This is a genomic window from Kitasatospora sp. NPDC101447 (assembly GCF_044767225.1).
In the GTDB taxonomy this organism is placed as follows: domain Bacteria; phylum Actinomycetota; class Actinomycetes; order Streptomycetales; family Streptomycetaceae; genus Kitasatospora.
Window position 1 is genome coordinate 20,873 of sequence record NZ_JBIWNL010000041.1, and the last position, 17,453, is coordinate 38,325.

The 17,453-nt window shown below is 72.6% G+C and carries 13 protein-coding genes and 1 pseudogene; 7 read left to right on the forward strand and 7 right to left on the reverse strand.

Features of this window, described 5'->3' with window-relative positions; translation table 11 throughout:
- Positions 1-43 precede the first annotated feature (43 nt).
- The 3 genes from ACIRST_RS35940 to ACIRST_RS35950 all read right to left on the reverse strand — a co-directional run bounded on the left by ACIRST_RS35940 (position 44) and on the right by ACIRST_RS35950 (position 3,429).
- Positions 44-949 carry a carbohydrate ABC transporter permease gene (locus ACIRST_RS35940; protein WP_350524257.1) on the reverse strand — a complete coding sequence of 302 codons (906 nt, stop codon included), beginning with the start codon at positions 947-949 and terminating at the stop codon, positions 44-46.
- Between the two features lie 40 nt (positions 950-989).
- Positions 990-1,991 carry a sugar ABC transporter permease gene (locus tag ACIRST_RS35945; RefSeq protein WP_350524256.1) on the reverse strand — a complete coding sequence of 334 codons (1,002 nt, stop codon included), beginning with the start codon at positions 1,989-1,991 and terminating at the stop codon, positions 990-992.
- 160 nt (positions 1,992-2,151) lie between these two features.
- Positions 2,152-3,429, reverse strand: coding sequence for an extracellular solute-binding protein (locus ACIRST_RS35950; RefSeq protein WP_350524255.1), 1,278 nt, complete (start codon positions 3,427-3,429; stop codon positions 2,152-2,154).
- A gap of 308 nt (positions 3,430-3,737) precedes the next feature.
- On the opposite strand from ACIRST_RS35950, the gene ACIRST_RS35955 reads away from it, so the two are divergent.
- The gene (locus ACIRST_RS35955) at positions 3,738-4,241 is read left to right on the forward strand and encodes a GNAT family N-acetyltransferase (protein WP_350524254.1); all 504 of its coding nucleotides are present in this window, start codon (positions 3,738-3,740) and stop codon (positions 4,239-4,241) included.
- Between the two features lie 70 nt (positions 4,242-4,311).
- Here ACIRST_RS35955 and ACIRST_RS35960 read toward each other — a convergent pair whose 3' ends face one another.
- Both ACIRST_RS35960 and ACIRST_RS35965 read right to left on the reverse strand, forming a co-directional pair.
- The gene (locus tag ACIRST_RS35960; RefSeq protein WP_402807846.1) at positions 4,312-5,376 is read right to left on the reverse strand and encodes an aldose epimerase family protein; all 1,065 of its coding nucleotides are present in this window, start codon (positions 5,374-5,376) and stop codon (positions 4,312-4,314) included.
- A gap of 272 nt (positions 5,377-5,648) precedes the next feature.
- Positions 5,649-8,657: an ATP-binding protein gene (locus tag ACIRST_RS35965; protein ID WP_402807848.1), complete on the reverse strand. Its 3,009-nt coding sequence runs from the start codon at positions 8,655-8,657 to the stop codon at positions 5,649-5,651.
- A gap of 309 nt (positions 8,658-8,966) precedes the next feature.
- Here ACIRST_RS35965 and ACIRST_RS35970 point away from each other — a divergent pair, with 309 nt between their 5' ends.
- Positions 8,967-9,914: a terpene cyclase gene (locus tag ACIRST_RS35970; protein WP_350524251.1), complete on the forward strand. Its 948-nt coding sequence runs from the start codon at positions 8,967-8,969 to the stop codon at positions 9,912-9,914.
- 48 nt (positions 9,915-9,962) lie between these two features.
- Here the strand turns inward: ACIRST_RS35970 and ACIRST_RS35975 are convergent, their stop codons facing one another.
- Positions 9,963-10,136: a hypothetical protein gene (locus tag ACIRST_RS35975; RefSeq protein WP_402807850.1), complete on the reverse strand. Its 174-nt coding sequence runs from the start codon at positions 10,134-10,136 to the stop codon at positions 9,963-9,965.
- Between the two features lie 201 nt (positions 10,137-10,337).
- Between ACIRST_RS35975 and ACIRST_RS35980 the strand changes: the two genes are divergently transcribed.
- Entirely contained in the window at positions 10,338-11,861 is a 1,524-nt protein-coding gene (locus ACIRST_RS35980; protein WP_402807852.1) for an aldehyde dehydrogenase family protein, read from the forward strand.
- Between the two features lie 264 nt (positions 11,862-12,125).
- Complete coding sequence (locus ACIRST_RS35985; RefSeq protein WP_350524249.1) at positions 12,126-12,449, forward strand: nuclear transport factor 2 family protein; 324 nt, start codon at positions 12,126-12,128, stop codon at positions 12,447-12,449.
- A 30-nt stretch (positions 12,450-12,479) separates the two neighbouring features.
- Here ACIRST_RS35985 and ACIRST_RS35990 read toward each other — a convergent pair whose 3' ends face one another.
- Positions 12,480-13,700: a serine hydrolase domain-containing protein gene (locus tag ACIRST_RS35990; RefSeq protein WP_402807855.1), complete on the reverse strand. Its 1,221-nt coding sequence runs from the start codon at positions 13,698-13,700 to the stop codon at positions 12,480-12,482.
- 102 nt (positions 13,701-13,802) lie between these two features.
- On the opposite strand from ACIRST_RS35990, the gene ACIRST_RS35995 reads away from it, so the two are divergent.
- From ACIRST_RS35995 to ACIRST_RS36005, 3 genes and pseudogenes are all read left to right on the forward strand, one after another.
- On the forward strand, positions 13,803-14,321 hold the full coding sequence (locus tag ACIRST_RS35995; protein WP_402807858.1) for an NUDIX hydrolase: 519 nt from the start codon (positions 13,803-13,805) through the stop codon (positions 14,319-14,321).
- Positions 14,322-14,482: 161 nt separating this feature from the next.
- Positions 14,483-15,154 (forward strand): annotated as a pseudogene (locus ACIRST_RS36000) (TetR/AcrR family transcriptional regulator); the annotation flags it as partial.
- Positions 15,155-15,515: 361 nt separating this feature from the next.
- The gene (locus ACIRST_RS36005) at positions 15,516-17,408 is read left to right on the forward strand and encodes a hypothetical protein (protein WP_402807860.1); all 1,893 of its coding nucleotides are present in this window, start codon (positions 15,516-15,518) and stop codon (positions 17,406-17,408) included.
- Positions 17,409-17,453: the final 45 nt, after the last annotated feature.

Below are 17,453 nucleotides of genomic sequence, written 5' to 3' on the forward strand. Positions count from 1 at the left end.
GAGGAGCGGGGGGCCTTGCGCGCGAGGTGTGTCGCGGCAGGCGTCACGACTTGGAGGCACCGGCGGTCAGGCCGGTGACCAGGTGGCGCTGCACCAGGTAGAAGAAGGCCGCGGACGGGATCGCGATCAGCACGGCGGTGGCAGCCATCAGGTTCCACTGGGCGTCGTGCTCGCTGACGAAGGTCTGCAGGCCGACGGCCAGCGTGTACTTGTCCGAGCTGAGCATGAACGTCGAGGCGAACGGCACCTCGGCCCAGTAGGTGAGGAAGGAGTAGAAGGCGGCGACGGCCAGGCCCGGGCGGGCGAGCGGCAGCACCAGCCGCCAGAAGGTGCCGAACGGGGTGAGCCCGTCGACCCGGCCGGCCTCGTCGATCTCCACCGGGATGGTGTCGAAGTAGCCCTTCAGCAGCCAGGCGCAGTACGGCACGGTGGTGGTCGAGTAGACCAGGATCAGACCGGTGTAGCTGTCCAGCAGGCCGAGTTCGGAGAGCATCGTGTACATCGGCACGATGAGGACCGCGATCGGGAACATCTGGGTCACCAGCAGCGACCACATCAGCGGCTTGTGTCCGGGGAACTTCATCCGGGAGACGGCGTAGCCGGTGGTGGCGGCGAGCATGACGCCGAACACGGTGGTGATGCCGGAGACCAGCAGGGCGTTGCCGAACCAGGTGAAGAAGTCGGTGTCGGACAGCACGTGCTGGTAGTTCGACAGCGTCAGCTTGTCGAAGATCTGGCCCGGGTGGAGGTAGTCGGTCTTGTCCGGGCCGAGCGAGACGAAGAGGATCCACGCGACCGGGAACAGCGCGATCAGGCTGGCCACGATCAGGGTGCCGTGGGACAGCGCCCGGACCAGCGGGCTGCTCTCGCCGCGGCGGCGGACCTTGGCCGGCCGGGCGGCCGGGGCGGCGGTCGCCGCGGGGGCCGGGCGTTCGGTGGTGGTGCTCATCGGGGTTACCTGCCTTCGTGGGTCAACTGGGTCCGGGGCCTCAGCCGTTGGCCTGCTCGTTGCGGGCGAGCCAGCGCCGGTAGAAGGCGGTGAAGACGATCAGGATGGACAGCAGGATCACGCCGTACGCGGCGGACTGCGCGTAGTCCCGGGGGATCTGGCCGAAGCCGAGGCGGTAGGCCCAGGTGACCAGCAGCTGGGCGTCGGGCGCACCGGTGCCGAACAGCAGGAAGATGACGTTGAACTGGTTGAACGTCCAGATCACGCCGAGCAGGACGACGGTGGAGGAGACGCTGCGCAGCCCGGGCATGGTGACGTGGCGGAAGCGCTGCCAGGGGGTGGCGCCGTCCATCTCGGCGGCCTCGTAGAGCTCGGCCGGGATCGACTGCAGGCCGCCGAGCAGCGAGATCATCATGAACGGCACGCCGGCCCAGGTGTTGACCAGGATCGCGGCCGCCTTCTGCGCCCACGGGTCGGTGAGCCAGCCGGGCTCGGGCAGGTGCAGGGAGGAGAGGATCCCGTTGACGACGCCGCCGTCGGAGAGCATCAGGCGCCAGGAGAAGACCGTGACGAAGGTGGGCACGGCCCAGGGCAGGATGAGCATCATCCGGTAGAAGGCGCGCCCGCGCAGCTTCTTGTTGAGCAGCAGGGCGAGGCCCAGGCCGAGGGTGTAGTGCAGGAAGACGCAGATCGCCGTCCAGGCGATGGTCCAGACGAAGTGCGACCAGAAGCGGTCGTACGAGCCGGGGCCCCACAGGATGTCGGCGTAGTTGTGGAAGCCGACGAAGTTGTAGCTGGCCGGGATCTCGTTGACGCCGATCGTGCGGGCGACGTTGAGGCTGTTGGCGTCGGTGAGGGTGAGCCAGATGCCCTCGACGAGCGGGTAGAGCACCAGCACGCCGAGCACCAGGACGACCGGGGCGATCATCGCATAGGCGTACCAGTGCTTGGCGTAGGAGCGCTTGACGCGTTCCAGCAGGCCCGGACGCTGCTCGCGCTCCCGGCTGCCCTTGCCGGTGGCGCCCTGCACGGCGACTGACATCGTTTGCACCTTCTCGGGGGGATTCTCGGGGGAGGCCGACGGCCCGGCCCGTCGGGGAGGCGACGGATGACGGCGGACAACTGACAGATGATGAAATCTGTTCTCTGTTATCCGTTCGCCGTCATCCGTCAGCCGTCATCCGACGGACCGGGCACGGGGACTACTTGGCGAAGCCCGGCAGGAGCTTGGCGTAGTCGGTGGCGACGGTGTTCAGCGCGTCCTGGGTACCGGTGCCCTGGACGGCCTTGCCCAGGTTGGTGCCCAGCGAGGCGAACAGCGAGCTGTACTCGGGCAGTTCGGGGCGCGGCTTGGCGCTGCTCAGGATGCCCTGGAAGCCGGCGATGCCCGGGTCGGCCTTGACGTCGGCGGTGAAGGCGTCGGAGCGGGTCGGCAGGGTGGAGTTCTTCTGCGCGATGAACGCCTGGCTCTCGGCCGAGGTCATGAAGGCGGCGAACTTCTCGGCGGCGGCCTTGTGGGCCTTGTCGGCACCGGCGTAGACGGCGATGTTGTGACCGCCGGTCGGGGCGCCGGCCTTGCCCGCGGAGCCACCGGGGACGGCCGCGATGCCGAGGTTGGTCTTGTCGGCGAAGGCCGAGCCCTTGTAGATGTTGGTGATCTCCCAGGGGCCCTGGATGATCGCCGCGACCTTGCCGCTGTTGAAGGCGTCCATCATGTGCGCGTAGGCGTCGGTGGTGACGTCGGCCTTGGCGGTGCCGGGCGAGGTGAACATCGACTTGTAGGTCTCGACGGCCTTGACGGCCTCCGGCGAGGTGACGGTGATCTTCTTGCCGGCGGCGTCGACGGTGTCGGTGCCCTCGCCGAACAGGAACGGCATCGCGTAGTAGCCGTCGGCGGCCTTCAGCCAGAAGCCGTCCACGCCCGCCTTGTCCTTGACGGCGGCGGCGTCGGCCTTCAGCTCGTCCCAGGTCTTCGGCGCCTCGGTGATGCCGGCCTTGGCGAACAGCTCCTTGTTGTAGAGCAGGCCCAGGGTGTCGGTGACCAGCGGGACGCCGTACAGCTTGCCCTCGTACTTGGCCTGCTGGATCAGGCTGGGCTGGAAGGCGGAGGTGTCGGCGGCGGCCGGGGTGCCGTCCAGCGGCTCCAGGTAGCCGGCCTTGGCGAAGGCGGCGGTCCAGCCGACCTCGGAGCGGAACACGTCCGGAGCGCCCTTGGCCCCCATGGCGGTCTGGAGCTTGTTCTGCGCCTGGTCGAACGGGACGTTGACGAAGTCGACCTTGATGTTCGGGTTGGCGGCCTCGAACTTCTTGACGAGCTCCTGGTAGTTCGGCGCCTCGTTGGTGGCGTTCGAAGTGTCCCAGTACGTGAGGGTGACCGGCCCGTCGGCCTTGCCGTCCGAGCTGGAGCCGCTGCTGCCACAGGCAGCCATCGAGACCGCGAGGGCCACAACGAGGGCAGAGGCCGCGATGCCACGCCGCATGAGAACTCCTTGGGAGGGTGGGGGTGCCCGAGATCTTCGGAGACAGGCGCATAATGGCTGCCTCGTGCCGACCGCATCCTTGCTGCCGTCGGGCTGGAAGGAAGTTAACAGCGGTGAAAGATCGACGGAAAGTCCTTGCAGCAAGTTTCTGCAAGAAACGGGGATCGTTACATCCGCGTGTCCTGGACGTTGCCACTCGGTAGTTGACGCCCACGCCGATTGCCCCGGTTCGTCCGATTCGGACCGCTGCCGGGTGGCCGACGGAACCACCGTGCGTGGCTGAAAGCCGCCTGGCGCAGACTGGACGCATGCGCATCAGGACCGTCACCGAGGACGAACTTCCGCTGCTCGCCGAGCTGGAACGGGCCGCCGGCGCCCCCTTCGCCGCGATCGGCATGCCGGAGGTCGCCGAGGACGAGCCCCCGGCCCCGGAGGAGCTGGCGCACTACCTGCAACGGGGCGTCGCCCTGGTCGCCGAGGCCCCCGACGGCACGATCGCCGCCTACCTGCTGGCCGAGCCCGTGGACGGCGCGATGCACATCGAGCAGGTCTCCGTCCACCCCGACCACGCCCGCCGCGGCATCGGCCGGGCGCTGATCGAGCACCTCGCCGGGACCACCGACGCCCCGGCGCTCACCCTCACCACCTTCGCCGAGGTGCCCTGGAACGCCCCCTACTACGCGCGCTGCGGCTTCCGCCCGCTGAGCGACGCCGAGGTCACCCCGGGCCTGCGCGAGATCCGGCGCCAGGAGGCCGAGCACGGCCTGGACCGCTGGCCCCGGCTCTGCATGCGCCGGGACCTGCGGCCGTGATCCTGCCCGCGGCCCTGCCGTTGGCCGGGGCCACAGCTGCGGGCAGGTCCCCGGCCCTGACCGTGACGGGCTAGTTCGTCCCCAGCCGCAGCACGGTCGTGGAGCGGAACTCCTCCCCCGGCCGCAGCACCGTGCTCGGGAACGCCGGGTGGTGCGGGGAGTCCGGGAAGTGCTGGGTCTCCAGCGCGACCCCGGCGAACGGCCCGTACGGGACGCCGCTCGCACCGGTGACCGCGCCCTGGAACTTGTTCGCCGTGTAGACCTGGACGCCCGGCTCGGTGGTCAGCACCTCCAGGGTGCGGCCGCTGACCGGGTCCTCCAGCAGCGCCGCCCGCGCCGGGCTGCCGTCCGCGGGCCGCTCCCGCAGCACCCAGTTGTGGTCGTAGCCGCCGGGCCCGATCAGCTGCGGGTGCCGGTCGTGCACCGACTTGCCGATCGGCGTGGCCACCGTGAAGTCGAACGGCGTGCCGGCCACCGGCTCCGTCCGCCCGGTCGGGACCTGCCGCTCGTCGGCCGGGGTGTACTCGTCGGCGTCCAGGGTCAGCAGGTGGCCGAGGACGTCGCCGTTGCCTTCACCCGCGAGGTTGAAGTACGCGTGGTTGGTCAGGTTGACGACGGTCGGCTTGGTGGTGACCGCGCGGTAGGCGATCACCAGCTCGCCGGAGGCGTCGAGCGTGTAGTCGACGGTCACGTCCAGGGCGCCGGGGAAGCCCTGGTCGCCGTCCGGGCTGTGCAGCCGCAGCCGCACCCCGCCCTCCACCGCCTCGGCCTCCCACATCCGGTGCGCGAAGCCGTCCGGCCCGCCGTGGATGGTCATGCCGCCGCCGGTGGGGGCGAGCGGGTACTCCTCGTCGTCGACGGTGACCGACGAGCGGTCGATCCGGTTGGCGTACCGGCCGACCACCGTGCCGTAGTGCCGGGCCGGGCCCAGGAGCTGGGCCAACTCGTCGCTGGAGAGCAGCAGTTGCGCGCATCGGCCGGAACGGTCCGGTGCGCTCAGGGTGTGCAGGGTGGCACCGAGGTTCAGCACGCTCGCCTCGTACGGACCGGCCGTGAGCGTCCAGCGCTCGATCGCGGCGCCCGCGCCCGAGGGTTCGAGGTGTTCGTGTCGAACACTGGTGGCCTCGCTCGCCATGGCCTGCTCCTCACTGTCGGCCGGAGCACTCCGCGCCCGGCCGCTTCCTGGTCCGTCGAGGGTGCCTCGGCAGCCCCGTCTCCGTCAGCCTATCGACGGCGGCGGCCACCCGGGCGCAGCGGCACCGGCGCGCTCCGCCTTTACGCTGCACCCGCCCTGACCGACCGCCACCTGCCACGGCGGCCATCGCCCACCACTGCCACCACCGCACGACAAGCCGCCCCACAAGAAGCGGCCGCACGACAAGCCACCGCCGCGCGGACCGCCGCCCCCTACTCCTCGTCCTCCGCCCGGCTCGCCTCCCGCTGCTGCTGCAGCCCGAGCGCCGAGGCCAGCCCGTCCGGCCCGCTCCCCGCCTTGCGGTAGACGGCCGCCAGCCGCCTGTTCACCAGGCTGATGTGCAGGCCGAGCTCCTCGGCGATCCGCTGCGGCGGCAGGCCCTGCACCGCCTGCCGGGCGACCTCCAGTTCCGGGCCGCTGAGCGTGTCCAGGGTGTCCCGGAAGTCGCGCAGCCCGAGCCGGTTGGGCCGCAGGCCGTAGTTGGCCAGCTCCCGCCGCGCCTGTTCGACCAGCCCCTCCGCCGAGCAGTGCTGGGCCAGCTCGATGCCCTGGTACAGGTACTCCTGGGCGTCCTCCAGCCGCCCGACCCGGCGCAGCGCGGCGCCGAGGTCGACCAGTGCGACGGCGTGCTCGTAGCCGGCCGGGGACTGTCCGAGGTGCATCACGGCCTGCTCCAGCAGCTCGACCGCCTGCTGGCCGTCCTCGACGTACGCCTGCAGCCGCAGCGCGCTGCCGATCGCCGAGGCGGTGCCGAAGGTGCGGGCGTGCCGGACGGCCGTCTGGGCGTACTCGCGGGCGCGCTCGGGCTCGTCCTCCGCGATCGCGACGGCGAGGTGGCCGGCCCAGGGCGCCCAGACGGTGTTGCGCCAGCCGCGGATCTCCAGCTGGGTGCCGGCCTCGGTGAGCGCGGCGGCCGCGCCCGCGTGCCGGCCCTTGGCGATCAGCAGCTTCCCGTACAGCGAGGCCGCGTCCGGCAGCACCATGGCGGTCGCGTGGTACGGCGGGTGGAAGCCGAACTCGTTGGCCAGCTCCCAGGCCTCGTCGACCCGGCCGCGGGCGATCAGGGTGTCCACCAGCACGCCGACCGCGTCCCAGGCCAGCGGCAGCTTCTGCCCGATCCGCTCGGAGATGCGGTACGCCCGGCGCAGGAAGTCCTCGGCCTCGGCGAGCAGGCCGCGGCGGAACCGGGCCAGCCCCATCAGGAAGTACGCGAAGCCCCGGTGGGCTCCGCTCCAGCCGGCCACCTCGAACTGGATGATGGCGTCGGCGGCCAGCCGCTCGGCCTGGGCGACGCGGTCGTTGTAGATGTACGTGAGACCGAGCATCGAGGGCAGTTCGAAGCCCCAGGTGGTGTCGGTCCAGCCGAGGCCCTTGGGCAGCCGGCCGCCGTCGAGCACCCTGTCGGCGAGGGCGAGCGCGTCGGCGGAGGGTGCGCCGCGCAGGGTGAGGTCCCAGGCCCGCATGGCGAGCACGGCCCGGTCGGCGGCTTCCTGGCCGGTCAGGCTGCCGCACATCGCGCCGAGCCGGGCGGAGCGGCCGGGGCCGTCCTCCTCGGACTTGCGGAAGGCGTGCCACATGAACGAGGCGGCCTGCAGCCGCTGTCGCCCGGCCGGGTCGTCGGTGAGCTGCGCCTCGTCCTGGCAGACCAGGGCGGCCTGGCGCAGCTCGCCGCTGTGCGCGAGCACCTCGGAGAGCCGGAAGGTGGCGTCCACCCGCAGTTCGGGGCGCAGCGGCACCTCGTCCGGGTCGAGGGCGAGCTTGAGCTGGTTGACGGTGGCGACGGGGTCGGTCAGCAGGGCGGAGCAGCCGAGTTCGTAGAGCACCTCGGCCTTGATCTCGTCGGCGGGCGGCTCGTTGAGCGCGCGGTGCAGGCAGCGCTGGGCGGCCTCGGGGGCGCCGATCAGCTGGTGTTCGACGGCGGCGCGGCGCAGCTTCTTGACGATCCGGTCGTCGCCCTCGCCGGAGTGGGTCTCGACCAGGTGGCGGGAGGCGGCGAGCAGGCCGAGTCCGGCGTTCTCGATCTCGACGGCGGCGATGCCGTGCATGCCGAGGCGGGTGGCGTCCGGCATGGTGTTGTAGATCGAGCTGGCGATCAGCGGGTGGACGAATTCGAGGTTCCCGTTGGGGGCCTGGGTGAGCACGCGCTGCTTGCGCAGCTGCTTGATGGAGTCGCGGGCGCCCTCGGTGCTCTGGGTGGAGATCCGGGTGGCGAGGTCGACCCTGATGTCGGTGCCGAGCATGGCGCAGGCCCAGGCGAAGCGCAGGGTGCTGGCGCCGAGCCGGTCCAGCCAGCTCTTGAGGGTCATCCCGGTGGCGTCGACGGCGAGTTCGCGCAGCTGCCGGGAGTTCTCCTCGACCGGTTCGAGCTCCTGGTCGCGGACCTGGTCGAGGAGGGCGACGACCTCGAAGGGGTTGCCGTTGACGACGTTCCAGAACTCGTAGCAGAAGGCGTCCTCGGCCTTGGGGCCGAGTTCGGCGCGGATCATGTCGGTGACGGAGCTGAGGTTGAGCCGGTTGAGCTCGTGCTTGCGGCCCTTGAGGCCGATGATGTCCCGGCGGAACTCCTGGGTCGCGACGGGCCAGTCGTTCTCGTCCTCGCGGAAGGCGAAGACCAGCAGGACGGGCAGTTCGCTGGAGCGGACGGCGAACTTGGCGAGCCAGGAGAGGGATTCAGCGTCGGCCCAGTGCAGGTCGTCGACGATCATCACCATCGGCGCGCGGCGCGGTGCGAGCTGGGTGAGGACGTAGTCGAGGCCGTCGCGCACGCCCTGCGGGTCGAGGCGACGGGCACCGGCCTTGGGCTGCTTGAGGCCCATGGCCGGTCCGACGACCTCCTCCCAGGTGCCCATGACCTGGCGGAACACGTCCGGCGCCAGGTCGGTGAGCACCGGCTGGAGCAGCTGGCGCAGCACGTGGTACGGCTCCTTGAACTGGCGTTCGCCGCCTCGGGCGAACAGCACGGTGGCGCCGTCGCGCAGCTTGGCGATCCGTCGGACCTCCTGCAGCAGGCTGGTCTTGCCGATGCCGGGGCGGCCGGAGAACGCGAGCAGGTCGCCGATCTCGGTGCCGCCGGCGGCGAATTCGCGGCAGAGCCGGTCGACGGCGTTCTCCACCGAGCGCAGTTCCGCGTCCCGGTCGCGCAGTCGGACGCGGGGCGCGGTACCGTCACCGTCGCGCCCGGAACCGGCCCCCGCCCGAAGTTCGTTCTCCTGCTCGGTCACCGTCGCGCCTCCGCCTCGCCCGATCGCGTCACAGCTCCATCACTGCGTGGAGCCGAGGTTAGCGCTGCGTGGGCCTCACTGTGCGCCATTCGTGCAGGCTGGGACGGACGGTGAGGGTTCGGAGAGCTTGCCAAGGGCAATTGCCCTATATCCCTAACGTCCGATCATTACATCAGATACCCTACGGCACTCAGGCAAAGATGATCTTGCGAACCCCACCCTCACCATCTCAGCCTCCCCGTGTCAACTCCCCCCACAGACAGTGCTCGAACCACAAGCGCCCCCACCCTCCGCTGCACCGGGAGTCCGATGTCTGACGACACCTCACTTCAGATTCCGTTCCCGCACCGCCGCAGTCCGCACGGCCCTCTCGCCACCGCACTGCACCGCGACTGGCTGATCCGCCACCCCCTGCTGCCCGACGCCGACCACCCCGGCTACGCACACTGGGAGGTGGTCGACCTCGCCGCGCTGGGCTACCCCGACGCCGGGCCGACCGAACTCGCCCTGGCTGCCGACCTGATGGGCTTCTACTTCCTCTTCGACGACCAGTTCGACGGCCCGCTCGGCCGCCGCCCCTCGGAAGTCGCTCCGATCTGCGAACGCCTGATCGCCGTCCTGCACGGCGCCCGCCCCGACCAGGGCTCCCCGGTCGAAACCGCGTTCGCCGACCTGTGGAGCCGCAGCGTGCAGGGCATGCCCGCGCGCTGGCAGGCACGCGCCGCGTACAACTGGGAGTACTACCTGGCCAGTCACCCCGCCGAGGCGGCCGGCCGGATCTCCGCCCGGCCGCCGGACCGGGACGGCTACCTGGAGCTCAGACGGGGCACCGCGGCGATGGAGACCATCTTCGACATGGTCGAACGCATCGGCCTGTTCGAGGTCCCCGCCGCCGTCCTGCACCACCCGGTGCTCCGTCAACTCCGCCAGCTGGCAGCCGACATACCGTCACTGAGCAACGACGTCCGGTCCTACCCGCTGGAGGCGCCGCGCGGGGACGTCAACAACCTGGTCATGATCGTCCAGCGTGAGCGCCGCTGCTCGGCCGAGGAGGCGTGCGCGGCGGTCATCGCGGAGGCCCAGCTGATGGTCGAACGCTGCGCCGAGCTGCACGGACGACTCCCCGACGTCTACCGCGAGTTGGGCCTGTCCCGGATAGAGCGGGCGATCGCCCAGCGGTACGCGGACGGGCTGCTCACCTGGCTGGCGGGCTACCTCAGCTGGGAGGCCCGCACCGGCCGGTACCACGCGGTCTGACACCCGCCCGCCGGGCACCCGGCCGTGCGCCTGCCGGGCACGGCCACCTCACCCGCCCCGCCCGGGGGCGCCGAGGTGGACGACCGCACCGACGCCGACGCCGATGACCACGACGGCGACGGCGATCGCATCGACCACGGCGGCGACGATGACGGCGATCGCACCGACCACGGCGACCGCACCGACCCCGACCGCGCCTGCGAGAACGGCCGGAACGCCCACCCTCCGTACGGACGGGTCGCACGGACCGTAGCCGCACCACGCGCCCGGCGGTTATCGTGCTCGACGGCGGGCGCCCCCGGGCGCCCGGCCCGTGTGCGTGTCCATACCCTCCCGCCGGGCCGCCCCGACCGGGCGGTCCGGCGCGCCGCCTCCGGCCGTGCGGTCCGGGCGGCGCCCGACGTCGCGAGGAGACACCAGAGCATGACGGTCTACCAGCCCCCCGGCGCGCCCGGCAGCATCGTCGCCTACCGGTCCCGGTACGAGCACTGGATCGGCGGTGGATGGACGCCCCCGGTGCGCGGCGAGTACTTCGGCGATCCGACCCCGGTCACCGGCGAGGTCTTCACCGAGGTCGCCCGCGGCACCGCCGAGGACGTCGAGGCCGCCCTGGACGCGGCCCACGCCGCCGCCCCCGCCTGGGGCCGCACCCCGGCCGCCGAGCGGGCCCAGGTGCTGCTGCGGGTCGCCGACCGGATGGAAGCCAACCTGGAGAAGCTGGCCGTCGCGGAGAGCTGGGAGAACGGCAAGCCGGTGCGCGAGACGCTGGCCGCCGACCTCCCGCTCGCCATCGACCACCTGCGCTACTTCGCCGGTGCGCTGCGCGCCCAGGAGGGCAGCCTCTCCCAGCTGGACGAGGACACCGTGGCGTACCACTTCCACGAGCCGCTGGGCGTGGTCGGGCAGATCATCCCGTGGAACTTCCCGATCCTGATGGCGATCTGGAAGCTCGCGCCGGCGCTCGCGGCCGGCAACGCGGTGGTGCTCAAGCCCGCCGAGCAGACCCCGGCCTCGGTGCTGCTGCTCGCCGAGCTCACCGCCGACCTGCTGCCGCCCGGCGTGCTCAACATCGTCACCGGCTTCGGCGAGGAGGCCGGCGCCCCGCTCTCCGCCAGCCCGCGGATCCGCAAGCTCGCCTTCACCGGCGAGACCTCCACCGGCCGGCTGATCTCCCGCGCGGCGGCCGAGAACCTGATCCCGGTCTCCCTGGAACTCGGCGGCAAGAGCCCCAACGTGTTCTTCGCGGACGTCGCCGACGCCTCGGACGCCTTCTACGACAAGGCCATCGAGGGCTTCGCGATGTTCGCCCTCAACCAGGGCGAGGTCTGCACCTGCCCCAGCCGGGCGCTGATCGACTCCTCGATCTACGAGCGGCTGCTCGCCGACGGCCTGCAGCGGGTGCGCGCGATGCGCCAGGGCGACCCGCTGGACACCGAGACCCAGGTCGGCGCCCAGGCGAGCGCCGAACAGCTGAAGAAGATCCTCTCCTACTTCGAGATCGGCCAGGCCGAGGGCGCCAAGGTCCTCACCGGCGGAGAGCGCGCCGACCTCGGCGGCGCCCTGGCCGGCGGGTACTACGTGACGCCCACCGTGTTCGAGGGCGACAACTCGATGCGGGTCTTCCAGGAGGAGATCTTCGGCCCGGTCGTCTCGGTGACCCGCTTCGACGGCTTCGACCAGGCGGTCGCGCTCGCCAACGACACCCAGTACGGGCTCGGCGCCGGTGTGTGGACCCGCAGCCTCAACACCGCCCACCGGGCCGGACGCGCCATCCAGGCGGGCCGGGTCTGGACCAACTGCTACCACGCCTACCCGGCCCACGCGGCCTTCGGCGGCTACAAGAACTCCGGCATCGGACGGGAGAACCACAAGGCGCTGCTGGAGCACTACCAGCAGACCAAGAACCTGCTGGTCAGCTACTCCACCGACGCGGTCGGCTTCTTCTAGGCCGAAAGGCTCCGGACCGACAGGCTCCGGACCCAGAAGCTCCGGGCCGACAGGCTCCGGGCCGAAAGGCGGAGCGGGAGACCGGCCCCGGCCTCCCGCTCCACCGCCACTCCCCGCGGCGGGCTTTTCGGGCAAATCACCTGGTTCGGGATCTAAGCACATGAATCCTGCCATTTTCCCGACGCGCCGCCGACATGCCCGGACGGACCCCGCGAACGCCTTAGAACAGGACTCCCCGACACCCCTCACCCCCGGGAGTCCCGCATGACCATCGCCGTCTCCAAGCTCTCCGACCCGGCCGTCCGCAACTTCGTCACCGCGATCAACGCGGGCGACCGCCAGGCCTTCCAGGCCACCCTCACCCCCGGCGCGACCATGTCCGACGACGGCTCCGACCGCGACCTGGCGGACTGGACGGAGCGCGAGATCTTCGGTGCCGGCGGCCGGATGGCCGTCCAGACCGAGTCGGACGGCGGCCACGCGCTCGTCGCCAACTTCACCAACGACACCTGGGGCGAGATGCGCACCGCCTGGCGCTTCACCGTCGACGGCGGCAAGATCAGCCGCTTCGAGACCGGCCAGGCCTGAACCGGCAGGCCTGAACCGGACCGCCGGGGATCAGGACAGCCCCAGGCACCCCCGCACCGCGCGGATCAGGTTCCGCGAGCGGACGTCCCCGGTGACGCCCGGCTGCATGCCGTTGGTGACGTAGCCGAAGCCCAGCCCCAGCTCCGGATCGGCGAAGCCCAGCGAACCGCCGCGCCCCGGGTGCCCGAAGCTCGCCGGGGAGGCCATCGGCGCGGTCGGGCCGTGCCGCCAGAAGCCCAGGCCGAAGGTGGAGTTGACGATCAGCACCCGGTCCGGCCCGCTCACGGCCGGCCCGACCGCGCGGGCCAGCACCTCCGGCCCGAGCAGCGGCGGCAGCAGCGCGCCGGAGCCGTCCGGGCGGTCGGCCGCGCCGATCAGCGCCGCGTAGAAGCGGGCCAGCGAACGGGCGGTGCCGATGCCGCCGGCTCCGGGGATCTCGGCGGCCTGCACCGCCGGGTCGTTGAGGTCCACCCCGGGGCGCACCGAGGCGAAGGACCGCGCGGTCAGCGAGCCCGGGTCCTGGTAGGCGTCCCGGACGGCCTGCTTGGGCCGCAGCCGCAGCCCGCTCGGGCCGGTCCGGGCCGCTTCCGGGGCGGGCAGGTCGACGAGCTTGCCGACCCTCGGCGCCACCCCGGCGGGCAGCCCGATCCACAGGTCCAGCCCGAGCGGCCGGGCGATCTCCTCGGCGAAGTACTGCCCGATCGTCCGGTCGCTCACCCGCCGCACCACCTCGCCGACCAGCCAGCCGAAGGTGTACGGGTGGTAGCCGTGCGCCGTGCCGGGCTCCCACGCGGGCGCCTGCGCGGCGACGGCGGCGGCCGCGCGCTCCCAGGTGAGCACGTCCTCCAGCCGCAGCGGCACGTCCAGCGCGGGCACCCCGGCCTGGTGCGAGAGCAGCCAGCGCACCGGCACCCCGGCCTTGCCGGAAGCCGCGAACTCCGGCCAGTACGAGGCCACCGGCGCGTCCAGGTCCAGCAGCCCGCGTTCTGCGGCCAGCAGCGCGGTGGTCGCGGTCAGGCCCTTGGTGACCGAGCGCAGCACCTGCGCGGTGTCCGCCGTCCACGGCACCGCCGGCGCGGGCCGCCCGCCGACCTCGGGCCGGGCGTCGCCGCCCCACAGGTCGACCACCTTGCGGCCGTGCACGTACAGCGCGAAGGCCGCGCCCAGTTCGCCGTACTCGACGAAGTTCCGCGCGAAGGCCGCCCGCACGGGCCCGAACCCCTCGGCCGTCTCGCCCCAGATCTCCACCACCGCGCGCCGCCTTCAGGCCGTTCCGATCGCCGTCGTCCGCCCGCGTTCGAAAGTTCGTGGAGATCCGTTCGAACCGGGCCCCGAAACCCTAACCTGTTCGTCATGACCAACCCTGCCGAGGAACTGCTGGACGTCGTCGACGAGCACGACCGGGTGATCGGAACAGCCTTGCGCGGCGAGGTCTACCGGCGCGGCCTGACGCACCGCTGCGTCTTCATCCTGGTCCGCGACCCGGCCGGACGGATCTTCGTCCATCGCCGCACCGCCACCAAGCTGTTCGCCCCCGGCGCGTACGACATGTTCGTCGGCGGCGTCGTCGGCTCCGGCGAGACCTACGCCGAGGCCGCCGTCCGCGAGGCCGAGGAGGAACTCGGCGTCCACGGCATCGCCCCGCGCCCGATGTTCAAGTTCCACTACCGGGAGCCCGACGGCGGCAAGCTCAACTGGTGGTGCGACATGTACGAGGCCGAGTGGGACGGCCCGGTCAGCCCGCAGGAGTCCGAGGTCGCCTGGCACGCCTGGCTCACCCCGGACGAACTCGCCGAGCGCCTCGCCCGCGACACCTTCGTCCCCGACGGCCGCGAGGCCTACCGCCGCTACCTGGACCTCCGGAGCGCATAGGCCGCCGGGACGGCACCGGGGACCGGACAGCATGGGCCGCCGGACCAGCGCCGGATAGGGTGACGCGCATGGCCTCCCGTACGCCGTCCCCGACGGCCGACCGCGCAGCACGGACCTCCGCAACCGGCCGGGCCGCGGCGGGTGAACGGCCCCGTCGACGGCTGAGCGTGGACGAGCGGCGGGAGCAGCTGATCGCCGTGGCACTGGAGCTGTTCAGCCGGCGGCCGCCGGAGGAGGTGTCGATCGACGACATCGCCGCCGCCGCGGGCGCCTCCCGGCCGCTGGTGTACCACTACTTCCCCGGCAAGCAGGCGCTGTACGAGGAGTCGCTGCGGCGGGCCGGGCGGGAGCTGGCCGCCCGCTTCGAGGAGCCCATGGAGGGGCCGCTGTCCGAGCGGCTCCTCCGCGTGATGGGCCGCTACCTGGACTTCGTCCAGAGCCACGGGCCCGGCTTCGCGGCGCTGCTGCGGGGTGGCTCGGTGGCGGCCAGCGCGGGCACCTCGGCGGTGATCGACGACGTGCGCCGGGCCGCGCAGGAGCAGATCCTGGCCCACCTCGCACTCCCCTCGCCCAGCCCCGGACTGCGGCTGACCGTGCGCGCCTGGATCGCCAACGCCGAGATCACCTCGCTGGAGTGGCTGGGCGAGCGCTCGGTGCCGCTGGAGGAACTCCAACTGCACCTGGTGCAGGAGTTCGTCGCGGCGCTCACCCTCACCGCTGCCCGCGAGCCGGCGCTCGCCGCCGAACTGGCCTCGTTCTTCGCCGCCGAACGTCCGGACGGCCCGACCGGACGCCTGGTCCGGGACCTCGCCGAGCTGTTCGCCGTCCCGGGGATCCTCGACGCGGTCACCGCGCTCGCCACCGCAGCTCCGGCCGACGCGCCCGCCGGGTCGCTCGCCGACGTGCCCGCCGGGTCGCCCGAGCCTCCTGCGACGGCCTCCGGCCCCGAGGCTGGACCGAAGGCCGGACCCAAGGGCGGACCTCAGGGCGGACCGGAGGCCGGAACCACCGCCGGTTGACCGCCGAAGCAGTGGTCACCGCGCTGGTCCGAGTGATCATCGGGTCATCCTGCGGTTCGGTCAGGACGGCGGGCTCTGATAGGAATGGGCAGGGATTTGACGGCGCGCCGCCGCGGCGGGCCCGGTCCCACCCGAACCACCGACGGCAGACGGAGCAGAGCGGGGGGCTCACCAGTTGACCCAGGACGTCCAGTTCAGTGCGGAGGCCAACCCCTTCGCGGCAGCCGAGCAGGTCTGCGCGACCCTCGGCACGCTCACCGACGCCCTCTTCGACGAGCAGACCTCGCGCCACCCGGCGGCCTCGCTGAGCGCGCTGCGCACGAGCGCGCACCCCGCCGCCGAGGCACTGTTCGGCCTGCCGCTCGCCCCCAACGGCCCGGTGCACGCCGCCGTCGACCGGCTCGGCACGGTGATCACCGCGGGCTCCGCGCGTCCCGGTACCGGCGCGCGGATCGCCGACCGGGTCATCGACGCCCTGCAGTCCCGCTACGGCGGCGGACCGGTGCGCGGCGCCATCGCCGACCGGGGCACCACCTCGGCCGCACTGTTCCAACTGCCGGTCACCGGCGAGTTCGCCGATGCCAAGCTGCGCCCACCGTTCGCCCCGGCGCTGGCCGCGCTGGCGGCCGGACAGCAGACCCGGCAGCCGGTCGAGCTGCCCACCGGCGCGGGCGCCGAGGTCCGGCTGGTCGTCCCGCCCGGCTTCCACCCGCTCACCTCCCCCGGCGGTCCCCCCGGCGTCTCCGCCCGTACGGTGCCGCTGCTGCCCGCCGACGCCGACCCGGCCGACCGGGCCACCGTGGCGTCGGCCGCGGAGCTGTCCGGGCACCTGGCGGAGGTCGCCGAGGAACTGTTCAGCGCCACCGGCACCGAAGGGCGCCGCGACTTCGCGGTGATCTCCGCCACCCTGGCCGACCTGATCCGTGACGCGGGCGTCGCGTACGCGGGCGTCTGCGCCCTGCAGCTCGACGACCGCGCCTCGGACGCCGCCCTCGTCGTCTCCCTCGCCCGGCACCCGCTGCCGATCGCCGCGCTCGCCACCGAGCTGGCCACCGTCCGGCGGCACGCCGAGGTGTGGACGGTGCTGCTACCGGCCGGACCGGCCGCCGTCCTGGTCGAGGGCCGGACCGTGCCGGTGCCGGGTTCCCTGGCGGCCGACGGGCAGCGGCGCTGGGTGGTCACCTCGGCTGTCCAGGCCTTCATCCCGCTGCCGGACGGCGCGACCGTGCTGTGCGCCCAGCTGTCCACGGCACGGCCGGAGGACTGGGAGCTGTACACGGAGGCGTTCGCGGAGCTGCTGAAGAGCATCCAGTTCGGATGGGACGGCGAGCCCGCGCCCACCGCGGCGGTGGGTGACGCGGTGCCGGCCGTCGTCCCGGCGACCGCTCCCGCCCAGGTGCCCGCCCAGCCGCCGGTCTCGGCACCGGTCCTGGCGCCGGCCGCCGTTCCCGTCGAGGCGGAACGGGCGGACCGGGTGGAACAGGTGGAACAGCGGGCGGCGGACGAGCCTGCGGAGGTGCCGGTGCACCTGCGCGGTACGCCGGTGCGCGTCCCGCCCGCGGACTTCAACCCCTTCGCGCCGGTCGCCGAGTCGGCCGCCACCGAGACCGCGCAGGCCCCGGACGACCGTCCGAAGGGCACCCCGGTCATGATCCCGCCGCCGGACTTCGACCCCTTCGCCCCGGAGGCCCTCACGGGTACACCGGGCGACGCGCCGACCGCCCGGCCCGTGGGTGCGCCTGCGGTCGCCGACCCGTTCGGTACGACGGTCGCGGCCGAGCAGAAGGACGACCCGTTCGGCACCACCCTCGCCTCGCAGGGCCCGGCCGTCCCACCGCCGCCGTCGACCCCGCCGGTCGTCCCGGCGCCCGTCGTGGCCGCCGCGCCCGCCCCGGCCATGACCGCGGGCGACGAGGGAGCGCCCCGCAAGGGCACGCCGGTCATGATCCCGCCGCCGGACTTCGACCCCTTCGCGATGTCGGACTTCTCGGCCACCGCGCCGGTGGAGGAGGCGAAGCCCGCGGCGGAGGCGAACGACGCGGTGCCGGAGCACCGGCCGTTCGGCTGAGCGGGCAGCGGGCAGCGGGCAGCGGGCAGCGGGCAGCGGGCAGTC